Raw genomic sequence first — 15,461 nt, 5'->3', positions numbered from 1 at the left:
GTGAAACTTAAACTGTGTATGTTCAAAAATTCTAATGTCCAAGGAATTTTGGTGCATACATAGTTTTTTAGTTGAACTGTTTTCACAATATAGTTATCTTTTTAATCTTTTTTCTGCTGCTTTTTGTATCCTTAGAATGCATACCTTCCATCAAAACGCTTCTTACCTTATTAAAAATACTTACTGCTGCTGACTTTTCATCTCCTGTAAGCTTTTCATAAACTTTTTTAGTAAATCCTAATATTATATCTTTTTCTTTATCTATGAATTCACTGCCTTTTGAGGTTAAAATTATTTCTACAATTCTTCTATCCTCCTTGCTTCTTATTCTTTCAACCATATTTTTCTTTTCTAATCTATTTATTACCCCAGTAGTTGTATTAAGTGGAGCATTTATGTACTTTGATATTTCTGTCATATTGGCTGTTTTGCATCTATGCAAAAAATATGAGCACCATAATTTCATTTTTAGAGTAATCCATAAAGGCACTATTCCATTTGTCAGGAAAAATTAAAAATTTAAATTCATCAATATATGAAAAAATTATTCCTTCAAAATCAATATTTCCATTAGATTTCACAATGTCACTTCCTTATTTAGTTCTTCTCACGAAGTATATTTTTATTCTAGCATCGAAGCATTTTTTTGTCAACAATAAAATTACAAAAACTCATTTAAAATAAATATTTTATATAAAGGATATGCAGTTTTGTTAAATACAATTTCTTACTTAGGTGAGATTTTTGCATAATTTGAAAAATAAAATTCATATTTTCATTTTTTATCTGCAATTTTTCATGCTTATGTACAGATTTATAATATATTTTTGACGTGTTTTTTCTATCACCTTCATCATTGTTAAACACGCCTAGATTAAAAAAAGTTATAATTAATTGCAGTTTTAATTTTGCATTTATCAATTAAGTGTCTATGAAAACGTTTATAATTATTACATTGTTAAAAATATCATGTTATACTTAAATTAATTAAATATTTATCATAGTAGTTTTTACACTTTATATACAAAATTATGATTCTGATGTCAATTTTGCATATTTTCATTTATTGATAGAAATATAGTGACTTTTTTTCCTTCATTTATGTATAATAAAGCTAAAGAAAAACAAATAAATTTTTAAATAGATAATTTTAAAATAAAAGGAGTTGTTTAATATGTCATTATTTTTATTAATAGGTTTAGTATTATTATTCTCAGTTTTATTTTCTAGCAATTCAGATGTTTACGATATCCCAGAAGAATTTCAAGCTTGCCCTGAAGTAGCAGAAATGAAGGCTTTCTATAATGATAGATACGAAGTTTTACTATAAAATCCACTTAAATACCTTTTTACTTAGCATTTGATTAGAAATTTAAATAAGTTTCTAAAAATCAATGCCTTTAATAATGTTTTATACAAATTTTATAAACTATTTATAAAATTGAAATACAATATATATTCCTATAATGTAAAATATTTTATTATGATTAGTCAAAGTAATATTAACCCAAGGAGGTTTATATATTGAATAAAAAAATTGAATTTAAAAAAGATACCATTGGAATATCATTGATTTTAATATTATCTGCTGTACTTAACTTTACAAATTTAGGCATTGAGGGGTATGCTAATACTTTTTATGCTGCTGGTGTAAAAAAGTATGCTAATGAACTTTAAAAATTTCTTTTTTGCTTCCTTTGATCCAGCGGGCTTTGTAAGCATTGATAAACCACCTGTAGGCTTTTGGATTCAAGCTATATGTGCAAAGGCATTTGGTTTTAGTGGATGGAACATAATTTTACCACAAGCCCTAGCAGGTGTGCTTTCCGTTGCTCTTATATATTATATTGTAAAAAAGTCCTTTGGAATTACCGCTGGATTAACTGCAGCATTATGCCTTGCGGTAACTCCAATATCAGTAGCAGCCGCTAGAAACAATACAATCGATAATTTACTTGTGTTATTTCTACTTCTCGGATGCTGGGCTGCCCTCACAGCTGCCGAAAAAGGAAAACTGAGTTATCTTATATTAAGTTTAGTTTTTGTAGGCATAGGCTTTAATATAAAAATGGTAGAGGCATATATGGTAGCTCCTGCCATATATATAACGTACCTTCTTGCATCAAACATGAGTTTAAAAAAGAGAATAAAGAACCTTACTTTAGGCACAATTGTACTTTTAGTAATTTCGCTATCTTGGGCTATAATTACAGATTTAATACCAGCAAATAATAGGCCTTATGTTGGCAGCAGTACTAACAACACAGTTATGCAGCTTATAATAGGTCATAATGGATTAGAGAGAATTGGTCTCGGCAGAAGAAATGGAAACAAAATCACAATATCACAAAGGACAGTCGAAAACATGAGCAACTTAAATAACATACAAAAAAGATTGAGGCAAACAAAATATAGAGATGGATTCAATCAATCAAATAATGGTATGAATTTTGGACGTAATTCGAATGCCGGCATATTTAGGTTGTTCGGAAATGGCAACATGTCGGACCAAATATCATGCTTTTACTATTTGCCATAATTGGATTTGCTGCTGCTGCAATAAAAGAAAAATTAAGAACTCCTTTTAACACAAGAAAAAAATTATCTTTAATATTATGGATCACGTGGCTAATACCTGAATTTATTTACTTTAGTTTTTCAAGAAATGTAACACATACCTACTATTTGACGACAATGGCACCTTCCATTGCAGCTTTAGTTGGAATTGGTTTATCCGCCATGTTAGCATTTTATAAGCAGCGGGGATCAAAATCCTGGTTCTTGCCAATTTCCCTTATTGCTAATGCATGTGTTGAAATACTTATTTTATCTTACAATTACAATATCTCAAAGGGATATAAGATTATAATTATATTGACAGCTATTTTATGTATTTTATCTTCAATAATATTGTGCATAATTAGCTTAACAAGTTCCAATACAAAAGCTTTAGATAAATTATTGATTAGCATCGCCTTTATAGGAATTTTAGCAGCACCTACAGTTTGGTCATTTACTCCAATGTTTTATAAAATGAATGGAAGCAGTCCATCCGCCGGGTTAGAACTTTCACGAAGCAATTATAACACCGAATCAAGTGTTGGCGGCAATTCAAAGCTTATAAAATTTTTAGAGAATAACAGAAAAGATGAAAAATACCTTGTTATGGTTCCTTCCGCTACATCTTATGGCTCAAATTTAATACTTGAAACTGGTGAACCTGTAATGGCACTTGGTGGCTTTAGTGGTTCAGACCCAATACTTACTTTAGATAAATTTAAAGAATTGGTTAATAAAGGCGAATTAAGATATGCTTTGATAAATATAAGTAACAACCGAAGCTTTGGAGAAAGTAATTCAAACAATAGCATTATGAATTGGATTAAAGAAAACGGCAAGACTATTCCTTCTAATCAATGGAAAGACTCCAATTCTTCAAGAAATCAGAGGCAAAGCGAAAAGTTTGGTGTATCAAACAATTCCACTCAATTATATGATTTAAAATCAAAATAAAAAATTCGTCGATCTCTTAAATTTTCATATAGAGGTCGACAAAAATTTTTTTACTGCTATTTTTTCTTTCTATAAACAAGGAAATGAAATATGACAGCAACAAATTGAAATGCAAAACCAACCACGCACACTCCATTCCATCCGCTGTGTTCAAAACTTATAGATGCTAGGTATGATCCAAATGCTCCTCCTATAAAATATGAGACCATAAAAACAGTATTTATTCTGCTTCTAGCTTCATCATTTAGTGCTTGTATTCTAGCCTGGTTAGAAACTTGACCAGTTTGATTTCCAAGATCAAGAAGTATAACTCCTGCTATTAATCCAAACAATTTATACCCAAAGAAAAAGAAAATCACATATGCTAATGTAGAAAGCACAACTCCAATTCCAACTGCAAATTTTGGAGATTTCTTGTCAGCCACCCTTCCTATTATAGGTGCTGCCGATGCTCCTACAACCCCTATAAGTCCAAAAAGACCTGCTTCTCTTGTACCCATATTGTACACGTTTGATTGAAGTAAAAAAACAAGTGATGTCCAAAATATACTGAAAGAGCCAAACATAAGCGCTCCATTTATTGCAGACTCTCTAAGTACACGTTCTTTTTTAATAATACCTGATATAGAAAATATAAGTTCTTTATATGAAAGCCTAGATGTAGGTTTACTTACAGGCATAAGGTATTTTATGAATACAGCTAACAAAAGCATTAAAAGTCCTGCAATAACATATACAGTTCTCCAGCCAAAAGCTTGCCCAACTATTCCACTAAAAACTCTAGAGAGTAATATTCCTATAAGAAGTCCGCTCATAACTGTTCCTATTATCTTTCCTCTCTCAGAAGGCTTGGCAAGTTGAGCTGCAAACGGAACTATGAGCTGCGGAATAATTGTAGTAAAACCAATAAAAAAAGATGCCACAAGAAGTGCAAAGTAATTTGGTGAGAATGCTACTGCCAAAAGAGCTATTGCCACAAATATAAGCATTTTAGTAATCAAAGAACGTCTTTCCTTCATATCTCCAAGTGGTACAAAGAAAAATAATCCAAGAGCGTATCCTATTTGAGTCAAGGTTACTACAAATCCCGCGCTGGATTCCGATATATCAAAAGCTTTTGTCACTTGAGTTAAAAGAGGCTGTATAAAATATAAATTTGCAACAGTTACCCCACAGGTTACTGCCATTACTAATACCACAAATCTAGTCAAATTAAATTCTTTTTCATTGTCTATGTTTTCTTTATTAATCATTATCGAATCTCCTTCTAAATATAGGTGCAGCTTACTTTGTATAGATACTATACATTCAACTTAAAATAAAAATACCAGTGTGGTATTTTATATGTTGGCTTTGAATCTTCTAAAAAATTCATACAGAAATTTTCTATCTTCTGTAGTAGAATCCTTTAATATTTCTGCTATCTTATGCTCATATTCCTCATGGTATTTTTTATGATTAGAGTAAGCAATTTCACCTTTTTCAGTCAGCTTAATAAAAAGCTTGCAGCTATTATCTTCACATGCCTCCTTACATATAAATCCTTTTGCTTCAAGCCTTTTAATTGTTTGAGATACTGCTCCTCTTGTTATATTCATTTTACGCGCTATACCAGAAATATGAAGATTTTTAACTACTGTAAATACTTTGCTTCAAGTTGTTCTAAAAGCTTCATGTATTTTTCTTGAATATTATTTTTCGATGATTCTTTTTCGAATTCTTCACATTCCTTATCAATTGTAGTTAGTGTTTCTTTACTTAATTTTCGATTAGCAAAAGTGTATACTGTGTTGTCTTCCTTTTCTATATGCCTATATAAAAGTTGCGTATATGCAACTGCATTTGCTATAACATCAACCTTACTTTCATCATCTCCATTTTTAACCCTTGAAAGCGCATTTTCAAGTTCCATCATATGGAGTCTTCCAAAATCGTGTTCTACCAACATTCCATATTTAATTAGTGTTTCAGCAACTCCGCCTATTTCGTCTACCATGCGATTAAACAAAAACTTTTCTTCTTTTCCATGATGCTGTTTATCTGCATAATTTCTTACAAAATCTATCATCTTTGCAAAGTCATCATAATCAATTTTATCTTCCTTTAAAACTCTATAACTTGCCTTTCTTAAAACCACTAACATTCTTTTTATATTCTTATGTTCATCTACCATAAGTTGAATACCATCCATAATAAGCACCTTCTTTTTAATTATAACTTCACTATATATTATTTATTTTGTGCACTAAATTTAAACCTATAGTTTGTTAATTAATTCTTTCTTTTTACAACAAGTATTTGATTCTTTTTTAAATTTAAAGTCCCAGTTATATTTAAATCTTGATTATTTCCATCAGACGAATATATCACTTGTGCATTCATTGAAGGTAATCCTGTACATTTAGAATCTTGATCACCATTTATCATTGTATATATTTCTTCTTTACCACTGCTCCTCTTAAACGCAAAAATATTACTCTTACCTTCATCAATATTCTCAAAACTTCCATTTCTTAAAGCTTCATTATTATTTCTAATCTTAATAAAAGTTTTATAAAAATTCAAGAGAGAATTTTTGTTTGCTTCTTGGACATTTACAGCGACTAAATTTTTATCATTATAAATTTCTTCCCAATAAGTATTTTTATTTTTGTCTTTATTGCTCCAAATAAATGGCTGTCTAATATTTTCATCAGGTTTTGCGCCAGTCATTCCTGTCTCTTCGCCATAATATATATAAGGAGTACCTGGTAAAGTTAAAAGAATCGCCGCTGCTTCTTTACATTTATCAACCGAGTTTAACCTGCTCATAACTCTCTCAAAATCATGATTGGATAGGAAAGTACTGTCATTATAGTCCTTATTCTTAGACTTGTAACTTTTATATACATCATTTATTTCAGTTCCAAGTTCGTTAATATTGTCATTCTTTACAGTGTCCAAAATATCCGTACTCAACTCAAAATCAAAACATGAATCAAGGGAAGTCATATAATTTGCCACAACATCTTTGTTATCTGAAACTTCTCCTACAGCAAAAGCACTCTTATTTACACCCTTAATGTATGTCTCAAATTCTTTCCACCACTGGAGATTCTTATTAGTATTGCCGTCATATATATGCTTCGCCGCATCTAATCTAAATCCATCTACCCCCATATTTAAATAATATTTTGCTATATTTTTTACTTCAGCTCTTACATTTTTATTATCATAATTTAAATCAGGCATACCTTGATCAAACATTGCATATAAAAAAAAAAAAAACTGTTATTCTTATACACCCAAGGCATTGTACCTATAGTAGAATGTTCATTAATTACTCCTTTATCATTTGTCCAATTATAATAATTTCTATATTTACTTTTTTTATTATTTGCAGATTCAATAAACATAGGATTTTTGCTGCTTGTATGATTAATTACTAAATCCATAAATACTGCAATATCTCTTTTATGCGCTTCATTAATAAGATTATAAAAATCATCCATAGTGCCATAATCTTGTTGAATTGAATAATAATCTGATATATCATACCCATGATAGCTTGGACTTGCATTTATAGGCATAAGCCAAATCCCTGATACTCCTAAATCTTTAAGATAATCTAGTTTTTCTGTTACTCCTTTTAGGTCACCAATACGATCCCCGTTACTATCGTTAAAAGCTCTTACAAAAATTTCATAAAACACTCTATCATTATATTTTTTATTTGTTACATATTTTTGAGCCGTATAAACCTTATGTGATACATTTAATAATTTACTATTTTTATTGTTGCTATATGAACTTTTCTTATGCTGAGTTAAAAATGCTAATGATATAAGAACTAACAATATAAGTCCCAATCCCATTGTCTTTTTCTTCATACATATTCCCCCTTATGCAATCGATTGCACAAAATTGCGTAGCAATAGCCACTTTAATAATTTATATCGTACCATCCTTAACAGGCTTTGTAAACATTTTCTTAATTTTATTCACTAATATAATATCCATCTACTAAAAGCCTAATCATAGACATTTTATTAAAATCATAATTCCGCGGTTTGTGAAAATGTTTACAATTACTTTTTTTTTAATAAATTGCTCCTTTATTTAAATTAACTGTAATCTTTATGCAATAGTTTTAACAAATTATGTTACAAATTATCATTTGCTTATAAAACTTGCATTTTTAAATTTGTTTCAAAAAACTAATGACTTTTTTTCTTGCATTTATGTATAATAATTATTGAAGGGAGTTGGTTAATATGTCTATATTATTATTAATAGGTTCAGTATTGTTATTATCGGTTTTATTTCCAGAAAACATAGATGTTTATAAAATTCCTAAGGAATTTCAAGATTGCCCTGAAGTGCAGCAAATGAAATCTTATTATGATGATAGATATGAATATTTATTTTAAATAGAGGCGTATACATACGCCTTTCTTTTTTATTTGGCTATGTTTTAAAGGACAATCTTCTTTTAAAACATAGCCTTTTATTTAAAAGAAAATCTTTCTCAATTAACTCTTTTTCAGTAATAAGTGCCAATAATTAATTTATCCTCAATTTCCACATTTTACTTTTACCACTTTTAATAAACTCCAATAGAACAATTGGTATTATTGCATTTTTTAATTTATTTGTTAAAAACTAATGACTTTTTTCCTTCATTTATGTATAATATAAGTGTACCAAATAATTGAAAAGTTAGTACGAATAGTGATACTTATAAAATTATTTTTAGTAAATGAAAGGGGCTGACTTATATGTCTATGTTATTATTAATAGGTTTAATATTATTATTATCAATTTTATTCCCTGAAAACGTAGATGTTTATGAGATTCCTAAAGAATTTCAAAATTGTCCTGAAATAGAGCAAATGAAAGTTTTTTATGAAGATAGATATATTTATTTATTTTAAAAAGGCGCCACTTGGACGCCCTTTTTTATAGTGTTGCTAAACTTAAAAGTTTACTTCTAGTATAATTATATTTTTCTCTTGAAAAATCAAATATAGTCCCATTGCTTAAAAATACAGTGTTTTCCACGATAAGTGAAGGGTCTCCTTCATTTAAATGTAGAAGCAAAGCTTCATCTTTATTTAACTTTTCGCAGCTTATTATCTTATCCGCAAATTTAATTTTTAATTTAAGATCATTTATTATATAGTCATATATTGATTTTTTACATATATCTTCATTCAAATATAAAATTATATCCTTATTAAAAAATGACTCTTCTATGGTAAATGGCTCATCATTCATATATCTTACACGTCTAACGTGATATAGCTTAGTATGAATTTTACATTTCATTTTTTCAGCCAGTTCATCATTTGCCTCAATTAAACTTAAATCCAAAAGCCTGCTAGTTAACTTATCCTTAGAAAAAGTCCTTGTAAGCCCGCTCATGTCCCACATTGGCACACATCCGGGTTTAGAAAATTCTCTTAAAAACACTCCACTTCCGTGAACTTGATATATATATCCTTTACCAACTAAAACCTCTATAGCTTTCCTTATAGTGTTTCTGCTGACATTAAACCTCTCCATTAGTTCTTCTTCGGTTGGAAGCTTTTTATCATAATCAAATTTTCCATCTAATATTTCTCTTTCAAGTTCCTCAATAACTGCACTATACTTTTTTATAATTCTTCTCCCCTTGTTTCAATTATATTTTTGTACCAATAGAAGGATAACTTTTTCTTTCTTGCTAGATTATTCTTGTGATCTACATATATAAAACCATACTGTTTTTTGTATCCATTTAACCAGCTTAATAAATCAATAACGGACCAAGCGTAATATCCCTTAAGGTTTATTCCTTCTTGGATTGCCTTTTTTACAACCTTTAGATGTTCTTTTATAAAATTAATTCTTGGAACATCTGCTATAACATCTTCTATTATTGGATCCTCATCACCTAGTCCATTTTCGGTAATATAGAGTTTAACATCTCCATATCTTTTCTTAAGCATCCTAAGTCCATCTAAGAAACCTTCCGGAGAAATTTCCCATCCCCATTTTGTATATACTTTATCCTTCATCATTACTGTTTTATAAACTCCATCGAAGGAAGGATTACCTGGAGCCCCAGTAGAATTTTCTCTATTTGCTTTAAACTCTTCTTCGGAATCAATCTTCATAACTCTTTTAGGCTGATAATAATTAAGTCCAATAAAATCATTTTTATCAGCTGATTCCTTAAGTAAATCCAATTCTTCCTTAGTCCAATCTGGTGTTAATCCTTTTTTCTTTAGCTCATCAACTACATATTTAGGATACTCACCTTTTAATATTGGATCATAGTACCAAAAAGTATCATAGTAATTTGCATGTTTTGCTGCAAATATGTTTTCTTCTTTATCATCAACACTAAACGCAGGATTAAATACATGAGTTATCCCAATTTCACCGTATTGTTTTAAACTTTTATATTTCTTTACAGCCTTAGCATGTGCCACAAATACATTATGTGTTGCCTCAAAATACTTTTTAACATCGTTAACAATACCAGGTGGATGTGCTCCTGCTAAATAACCATGCCCACAAAAAACTATAGTTTCATTAAAAGTTATCCAATGCTTAACTCTATCTCCAAATGCTCTAAAACATACCTCAGCATACTTATTAAAAGCATCTATAGTTCTCTTATTAGTCCATCCTCCCGCTTCTTCCAAAGTCTGTGGTAAATCCCAATGATACAGGGTGACGAAAGGAACTATTCCATACTTTAAGCATTCATCAATTAAATTGTTATAAAATTCAATTCCTTTCTCATTAACCTCACCATCACCATCTGGTATTATTCTTGACCATGAAATTGAAAATCTATAAGATTCCAGACCCATTTCTGCCATTAATTTAACATCTTCTTTATACCTATGATAATGATCTACAGCTACATCTCCATTTGTTCCCTCAAATGTCTTCCCTGGTATTTTGGAAAATACGTCCCAGTTGCTAACACCTTTGCCATCTTCATTCCATGCACCCTCTACCTGATAAGATGCAGAAGCAGCTCCAAACAAAAAATCCTTTGGAAATTTCATTTTCTTTCCTCCTTTAATTAGTATTAAAATTCATTGGTATGAATTAATTATATACTTATAAATTTTCAATGTAAAGCTTTTCTCATGCAAAAAAAATAGTTGAACAGGGGGACTATCCAACTACGATAAATATTCTTTTTAATTAATTCTTTGTTTTACTATGATTATATATTATCAGATTATTGTTACAATTTTATGAAGATAATAAATACAATTTATTAAATTGAAATTTACTCTTTTAAAGTACCCTTTCCAAAAAATCTTTAGTTCTTTTCTCTTTTGTATTTTTAAAGATTTGTTCTGGTGTACCTTCTTCTACTATTTTTCCTTCTGCCATAAATACAACTCTATCTGCAACCTCTCTAGCAAATCCCATTTCATGTGTAACAACTACCATTGTCATTCCTTCTTCTGCCAGTTCCTTCATTACATTTAGAACTTCACCAACAAGTTCAGGATCAAGAGCAGATGTAGGTTCATCAAAAAGCATTATATCAGGTTTCATACACAATGCCCTTGCTATAGCAACTCTTTGTTTTTGACCTCCTGAAAGTTTTGATGGATACATATCTGCCTTTTCAATAAGTCCAACTTTCTCAAGTAATTTTTTTGACCTTTCATATACTACCTCCTTGTTTTCCTTCTTAATAACTACTGGGGCTTCCATCACATTTTTTAAAACAGTCATATGGGGAAAAAGGTTAAAGCTTTGAAAAACCATTCCCATTTTTATTGTTATCTTTCTTAAATGCTCTCTATTCTTAAATTTAACTTCTTCTCCCTCTATAAAAACCTTACCACCATTTGGTTCTTCAAGATGATTAAGACATCGCAAAAATGTAGATTTTCCAGAACCTGATGGTCCTATTATTACAACAACCTCACCTTTTTTAACATTCAAATTCAAGTTTTCAAATACAGTTAGATTATTAAAACTTTTAGTTAAATTTTCAACTCTTATCATATAATCCTTTGTTAAATCATTTACTGCTTCCATTTTACTTCCTCCTATTCATTTGCATTAGTATATAGCCAATTTCTTCTCAATCATTCCATAAACTTTAGTAAATATAGTCGTTAATAGAAGATAAAAAATTGCTGCAAGTGAAAATGGTTCAACAAGCTTAAAAGTAGTAGAATATACCTGTTGTGCTTGTCTCATAAGTTCTGCTAAAGATATTGCAGATACCAATGAAGTATCTTTGAGCATGGAAACGGATAAGTTTCCTACTGCAGGAAGTATTACCCTTATAGTTTGTGGTAATATTATTTTCGTCATAGTCTGAACATATGTAAATCCAAGAGCTTTAGATGCTTCAAACTGTCCCGTATCTATTGAAATAATTCCACCTCTTATAGCTTCTGCCATATATGCAGCTAAATTTAAGCTTAGTGATAAAGCGCCAGCAGCAAAAGGACTAAGTTCTAAGCCAATACCAGGCATTGCAAAATATATAAACATTACCTGCAAAAGCAGTGGGGTTCCTCTGAAAAACCATATATAAAAGCTTGAAAAAAAGTTAAGTATCTTAATGTGTGATATTTTAAATAACGCTAAGAAAATTCCAATTAGTGTTCCAAATATAAGTGCTGAAATTGCCAATTCTACTGTAATAAGAGTACCTTGTAAAAACAATGGAAAAATTTTTGAGAAAACACTGAAATCCATATATTTTACCTCCTTAAAATACTTTCTCATGTTATTCTTTAGCTTTGTTTTAAGCAGGCGTACATTTTACACTTGTTTAAAACATAGCTTACTATTTAAAATATTCTCTCTTACTACTAAAATGTTTATAGTAAAAGAGAATAAGGGGAAAACTTTTTTTAATTTTACTTGTACAAATCAGTTCCAAACCATCTTATTGAAAGCTTTGAGAAAGTTCCATCAGCTTTCATTTTATCTAAAACTTTTTGAACTTTGTTATTTAATGCTGTATTTCCTTTAGTATATGCAATACCAACATTTTGAGATGCTATCGGCTTATCTAAAATCGCATCAAAACTAGCATCATTTTTCTTGTAATATGCAGCGATAGGACCTTCTGTTACAACAGCATCGAGTCTTCCATTTTTTAAATCAGTGTAGGCATCTGTTATTTTATTATAAGTCTTTATTTCCTTTAATCCACCCATTTTTTCAAGTGTAGCTTGATTTGCTGCTCCTATTTGACAACCTACTACTTTTCCTTTTAGATCATTTGCTGATTTTATAGATGTATTTCCACTTTTAACTGCTATAATTTCATCTAATTTAAAATAAGGTTTTGAAAAATCTATTTCTTTTTTTCTTGCATCTGTAATACACAAGGTTGATAAAATCGCATCATATTTCTTGGCTTTAAGTCCCATCATTATTCCATCCCATGCTGTTGGAACCCATTTAACTTTTACTCCTAATCTTTTTCCAACTTCTTCACCCATATCAATTTCAAAGCCTACTAATTTATTGTTATTCTTTTGATCCCTATATTCCATAGGTGGAAATGTATCGTCTACAGCAAGTGATATTTCTCCAGATTTTAAATACCCTGATGACTTATCTTGAGAGTTACTTGCTCCGCTTTTGCTGCATCCTGTTAATGCAGTAGCTGCTAAAACAAAGGTTAAAGCTAAAACTATAATTTTTTTCATCCTTAATCTCTCCCATACTCTTTATTTATACTAATTTTTTCTTATATTCTGTTATTCCTGCTAATACATATAGTGCCATCCATGAAGCTACATGGCTTGAAACATTATTTGCATCTTGAGGTGGATATATTTCAACAAAATCAAATCCAGCAACTCCCCTTGCTGCAATTCCATGAAGAAGATATGCAAGCTCAAAAGTAGTTAATCCACAAAAATCTGGAGGTCCACCTGGGTTGCAGGCTGCATCAAGTGCGTCGCTGCAAACAGTGATATATACCGCATCGGTTCCGTCTTTAACCACTTCCAAAATTTTATTCAAGGTTTCCTGTATTCCATTTAGTTTTACATCGAAACTTGTAATTACAGTAGCACCTTTTTCCTTAGCAAATTCCTGCTGTTTGGGGTTATTTCTAGGTCCTCTTATTCCCACATGAACTACATTTTTAGGATCTACATTATCCATTTCATAAATCCTATAAAGTGGAGAACATCTAGCATATTTTTCTTCTCCATACTTATCAAGATTATCGAGATGTGCATCGAAATGTACTACTCCAACTTTTCCTTTTACATTTTCACATATTGCCTTTGCATCTGCTGAAGCAATAGAATGGTCGCCTCCAAATATAATTGGTATTGAGCCTTTTGCTACTACTTCAGAAACTTTTTCTCTTATACTATCTAAAGATTTCTCTATTTTTCCCGGATATACAACAGCGTCTCCATAATCAGCTGCCTTTATATAATCAAATATATCAAAACCTATCTCAGGTAAAAACCCACCATATCTAGTTGATGCTTGTCTAATTGTTTTTGTTGAAAGTTCACATCCAGAAAATGAGTTCCATGTAACAATACCTTCCCATGGTGCTCCAATTATTACAGCATCATATCCGTCTATCTCACTTTCTTCACTTATTACTGGAAGCCCCATAAAAGATGGAACCCCACTAAAAACCTCATTTATTTTTTTCCCCGGCACATAGCATATAGCTTATTCTCCATTAAAATTCCTCCTCATCTACTCTTATGTACTGCTCATACTTAAATTTTCTATTCAACATATTTTCCATTATTCATTCGATATTATCGAATTGCATTTTATAATATAAGATATCTTGATTACATTATACATTATTTTAGCGATTTTGCAACAATTTATTTTATATTTTATTAATTTATTATTTTTATGCTGCTTATTATTAAATATCATTTTTTTAAAATTTTAGTCATTATAAATTTTATTTCCTTTTTAAGCAAGAACATAGTATAATTATTTATTGAAATTAATTGTTTTAATGTGGATGTAATCACTATAAATAGAATAATCTTCATGAAGGGAAATGGGGAATAATGGCTGAAAAAAATTAATACAATCTATAAAAAGAGCATCAGATATACTGGACTGCTTTAATAATTCTAATAATGAAATGAGTTTAAAGGATATATGCGACAAAGTCGATTTAAAAAAGAGTACAGTATTCGGAATAATAAAAACTCTTGAAGAATGTTCATACATAATTCAAGATCCTCACACAAATAAATACAAACTAGGATTAAAATTTATAGAAAAATCAAGAATAGTATCAGAATCTATGGATATAAAAGCTATCGCTTTGCCGTACATAAAAACTTTAACTAATAAATTTAAAGAAACTTCTCATCTCTGTCTATATGAACAAAATTATGTATACTGTGTTGCCAATATTCAGTCAGATGAGGGTTTTTTGTTTATGAGCTCAAGGGAAGGCAATAAACTTCCTATATATGCTTCTGCTTCTGGAAAAGCTATTTTGTCTAACTTTTCTGATGAAAAAATTGCAGAAATTTTGAATAAAACTGAACTAAAAAAGCTTACTGAATACACAACTACAGATATAAAAAAGATAAAAGAGGATTTAAAAGATATACGTAAAAACTTCTATTCTCTCGAGGACGAGGAGACGGAGATAGGTGCATACAGTATAGCTGCCCCAATTAAAAATTATAATAATCAAGTTGCTGGAGCCATAAGTATGACGGGTCCTAAAACAAGGATGCAGGAAAAAAAGCTTTATATAATAGATGCATTATTATCAGCTTCTCTTTCTATATCAAAAGAGCTCGGTTATGATAATATAGAATAAATAAAAAAGGAGTGTCGCATTAAATTTATTTCTAACCGTAATTTATAAATATTGCGAAGTAACAATGCTTCGTCACATTAAAAAAATTCTATAAATCTAAACCTCAAAAATCATAAAATTCTAAGAGTTTTCAATAACTCACCTA

General features: G+C 29.9%; 17 protein-coding genes and 1 pseudogene. 5 read left to right on the top strand and 13 right to left on the bottom strand.

What is annotated here, in order from left to right; genetic code table 11:
* Positions 1 to 82: 82 nt before the first annotated feature.
* Both AGR56_RS00075 and AGR56_RS20980 read right to left on the bottom strand, forming a co-directional pair.
* Positions 83 to 442 (bottom strand): MarR family transcriptional regulator, encoded by a 360-nt coding sequence (locus AGR56_RS00075; protein ID WP_242851215.1) that lies wholly within the window; start codon positions 440 to 442, stop codon positions 83 to 85.
* Positions 435 to 581: a hypothetical protein gene (locus AGR56_RS20980; protein WP_242851214.1), complete on the bottom strand. Its 147-nt coding sequence runs from the start codon at positions 579 to 581 to the stop codon at positions 435 to 437. Before AGR56_RS20980 ends, AGR56_RS00075 begins: the two co-directional genes overlap by 8 nt.
* 593 nt (positions 582 to 1,174) lie before the next feature.
* Here AGR56_RS20980 and AGR56_RS19885 point away from each other — a divergent pair.
* A complete protein-coding gene (locus tag AGR56_RS19885; RefSeq protein WP_157055616.1) occupies positions 1,175 to 1,330 on the top strand; it encodes an endoglucanase in 156 nt (51 codons plus the stop codon).
* A 194-nt stretch (positions 1,331 to 1,524) separates the two neighbouring features.
* A pseudogene (locus AGR56_RS00070) lies at positions 1,525 to 3,513 on the top strand (glycosyltransferase family 39 protein).
* A 56-nt stretch (positions 3,514 to 3,569) separates the two neighbouring features.
* Here AGR56_RS00070 and AGR56_RS00065 read toward each other — a convergent pair.
* The 5 genes from AGR56_RS00065 to AGR56_RS22470 form a co-directional block, all read right to left on the bottom strand.
* Positions 3,570 to 4,766 (bottom strand): MFS transporter, encoded by a 1,197-nt coding sequence (locus AGR56_RS00065; protein WP_053240636.1) that lies wholly within the window; start codon positions 4,764 to 4,766, stop codon positions 3,570 to 3,572.
* 87 nt (positions 4,767 to 4,853) lie between these two features.
* Positions 4,854 to 5,132 carry a MarR family transcriptional regulator gene (locus tag AGR56_RS00060; protein ID WP_278279541.1) on the bottom strand — a complete coding sequence of 93 codons (279 nt, stop codon included), beginning with the start codon at positions 5,130 to 5,132 and terminating at the stop codon, positions 4,854 to 4,856.
* Positions 5,133 to 5,146: 14 nt separating this feature from the next.
* A complete protein-coding gene (locus AGR56_RS00055; protein WP_053240634.1) occupies positions 5,147 to 5,704 on the bottom strand; it encodes a hemerythrin domain-containing protein in 558 nt (185 codons plus the stop codon).
* An 80-nt stretch (positions 5,705 to 5,784) separates the two neighbouring features.
* Positions 5,785 to 6,744: an alpha-amylase family glycosyl hydrolase gene (locus AGR56_RS22475; protein ID WP_198149867.1), complete on the bottom strand. Its 960-nt coding sequence runs from the start codon at positions 6,742 to 6,744 to the stop codon at positions 5,785 to 5,787.
* Positions 6,732 to 7,382, bottom strand: coding sequence for an alpha-amylase family glycosyl hydrolase (locus AGR56_RS22470; RefSeq protein WP_053240632.1), 651 nt, complete (start codon positions 7,380 to 7,382; stop codon positions 6,732 to 6,734). Before AGR56_RS22470 ends, AGR56_RS22475 begins: the two co-directional genes overlap by 13 nt.
* A gap of 384 nt (positions 7,383 to 7,766) precedes the next feature.
* On the opposite strand from AGR56_RS22470, the gene AGR56_RS19880 reads away from it, so the two are divergent.
* Both AGR56_RS19880 and AGR56_RS00040 read left to right on the top strand, forming a co-directional pair.
* Positions 7,767 to 7,922, top strand: a complete 156-nt coding sequence (locus AGR56_RS19880) for an endoglucanase (protein ID WP_157055615.1) — start codon at positions 7,767 to 7,769, stop codon at positions 7,920 to 7,922.
* A gap of 348 nt (positions 7,923 to 8,270) precedes the next feature.
* Entirely contained in the window at positions 8,271 to 8,426 is a 156-nt protein-coding gene (locus AGR56_RS00040; RefSeq protein WP_053240631.1) for a hypothetical protein, read from the top strand.
* A 25-nt stretch (positions 8,427 to 8,451) separates the two neighbouring features.
* Here the strand turns inward: AGR56_RS00040 and AGR56_RS00035 are convergent, their stop codons facing one another.
* From AGR56_RS00035 to AGR56_RS00010, 6 genes are all read right to left on the bottom strand, one after another.
* Positions 8,452 to 9,132, bottom strand: a complete 681-nt coding sequence (locus AGR56_RS00035; RefSeq protein WP_278279540.1) for a GntR family transcriptional regulator — start codon at positions 9,130 to 9,132, stop codon at positions 8,452 to 8,454.
* A gap of 17 nt (positions 9,133 to 9,149) precedes the next feature.
* Positions 9,150 to 10,556, bottom strand: coding sequence for a GH1 family beta-glucosidase (locus AGR56_RS00030; RefSeq protein WP_053240629.1), 1,407 nt, complete (start codon positions 10,554 to 10,556; stop codon positions 9,150 to 9,152).
* 238 nt (positions 10,557 to 10,794) lie between these two features.
* Complete coding sequence (locus AGR56_RS00025; RefSeq protein ID WP_053240628.1) at positions 10,795 to 11,553, bottom strand: amino acid ABC transporter ATP-binding protein; 759 nt, start codon at positions 11,551 to 11,553, stop codon at positions 10,795 to 10,797.
* Between the two features lie 24 nt (positions 11,554 to 11,577).
* Positions 11,578 to 12,225: an amino acid ABC transporter permease gene (locus AGR56_RS00020; RefSeq protein WP_053240627.1), complete on the bottom strand. Its 648-nt coding sequence runs from the start codon at positions 12,223 to 12,225 to the stop codon at positions 11,578 to 11,580.
* Positions 12,226 to 12,389: 164 nt separating this feature from the next.
* Positions 12,390 to 13,190 (bottom strand): ABC transporter substrate-binding protein, encoded by an 801-nt coding sequence (locus tag AGR56_RS00015; RefSeq protein ID WP_053240626.1) that lies wholly within the window; start codon positions 13,188 to 13,190, stop codon positions 12,390 to 12,392.
* Positions 13,191 to 13,215: 25 nt separating this feature from the next.
* Complete coding sequence (locus AGR56_RS00010) at positions 13,216 to 14,172, bottom strand: agmatinase family protein (RefSeq protein WP_198149866.1); 957 nt, start codon at positions 14,170 to 14,172, stop codon at positions 13,216 to 13,218.
* A 388-nt stretch (positions 14,173 to 14,560) separates the two neighbouring features.
* Here AGR56_RS00010 and AGR56_RS00005 point away from each other — a divergent pair, with 388 nt between their 5' ends.
* On the top strand, positions 14,561 to 15,316 hold the full coding sequence (locus AGR56_RS00005) for an IclR family transcriptional regulator (RefSeq protein ID WP_053240624.1): 756 nt from the start codon (positions 14,561 to 14,563) through the stop codon (positions 15,314 to 15,316).
* The last annotated feature ends 145 nt before the right edge of the window (positions 15,317 to 15,461 follow it).

It is taken from the genome of Clostridium sp. DMHC 10 (assembly GCF_001270375.1).
Lineage (GTDB): Bacteria > Bacillota > Clostridia > Clostridiales > Clostridiaceae > Clostridium_S > Clostridium_S guangxiense.
The sequence above is the reverse complement of the archived record's forward strand: the minus strand, read 5'-3'. Positions and strand labels throughout refer to the sequence as shown.

Coding starts and splice junctions, on each gene's coding strand:
- AGR56_RS19885 (WP_157055616.1), top strand. CDS start 1,175: ATGTCATTATTTTTATTAATAGGTTTAGTATTATTATTCTCAGTTTTA.
- AGR56_RS00065 (WP_053240636.1), bottom strand. CDS start 4,766: ATGATTAATAAAGAAAACATAGACAATGAAAAAGAATTTAATTTGACT.
- AGR56_RS00055 (WP_053240634.1), bottom strand. CDS start 5,704: ATGGATGGTATTCAACTTATGGTAGATGAACATAAGAATATAAAAAGA.
- AGR56_RS22475 (WP_198149867.1), bottom strand. CDS start 6,744: ATGCCTGATTTAAATTATGATAATAAAAATGTAAGAGCTGAAGTAAAA.
- AGR56_RS22470 (WP_053240632.1), bottom strand. CDS start 7,382: ATGAAGAAAAAGACAATGGGATTGGGACTTATATTGTTAGTTCTTATA.
- AGR56_RS19880 (WP_157055615.1), top strand. CDS start 7,767: ATGTCTATATTATTATTAATAGGTTCAGTATTGTTATTATCGGTTTTA.
- AGR56_RS00040 (WP_053240631.1), top strand. CDS start 8,271: ATGTCTATGTTATTATTAATAGGTTTAATATTATTATTATCAATTTTA.
- AGR56_RS00030 (WP_053240629.1), bottom strand. CDS start 10,556: ATGAAATTTCCAAAGGATTTTTTGTTTGGAGCTGCTTCTGCATCTTAT.
- AGR56_RS00025 (WP_053240628.1), bottom strand. CDS start 11,553: ATGGAAGCAGTAAATGATTTAACAAAGGATTATATGATAAGAGTTGAA.
- AGR56_RS00020 (WP_053240627.1), bottom strand. CDS start 12,225: ATGGATTTCAGTGTTTTCTCAAAAATTTTTCCATTGTTTTTACAAGGT.
- AGR56_RS00015 (WP_053240626.1), bottom strand. CDS start 13,190: ATGAAAAAAATTATAGTTTTAGCTTTAACCTTTGTTTTAGCAGCTACT.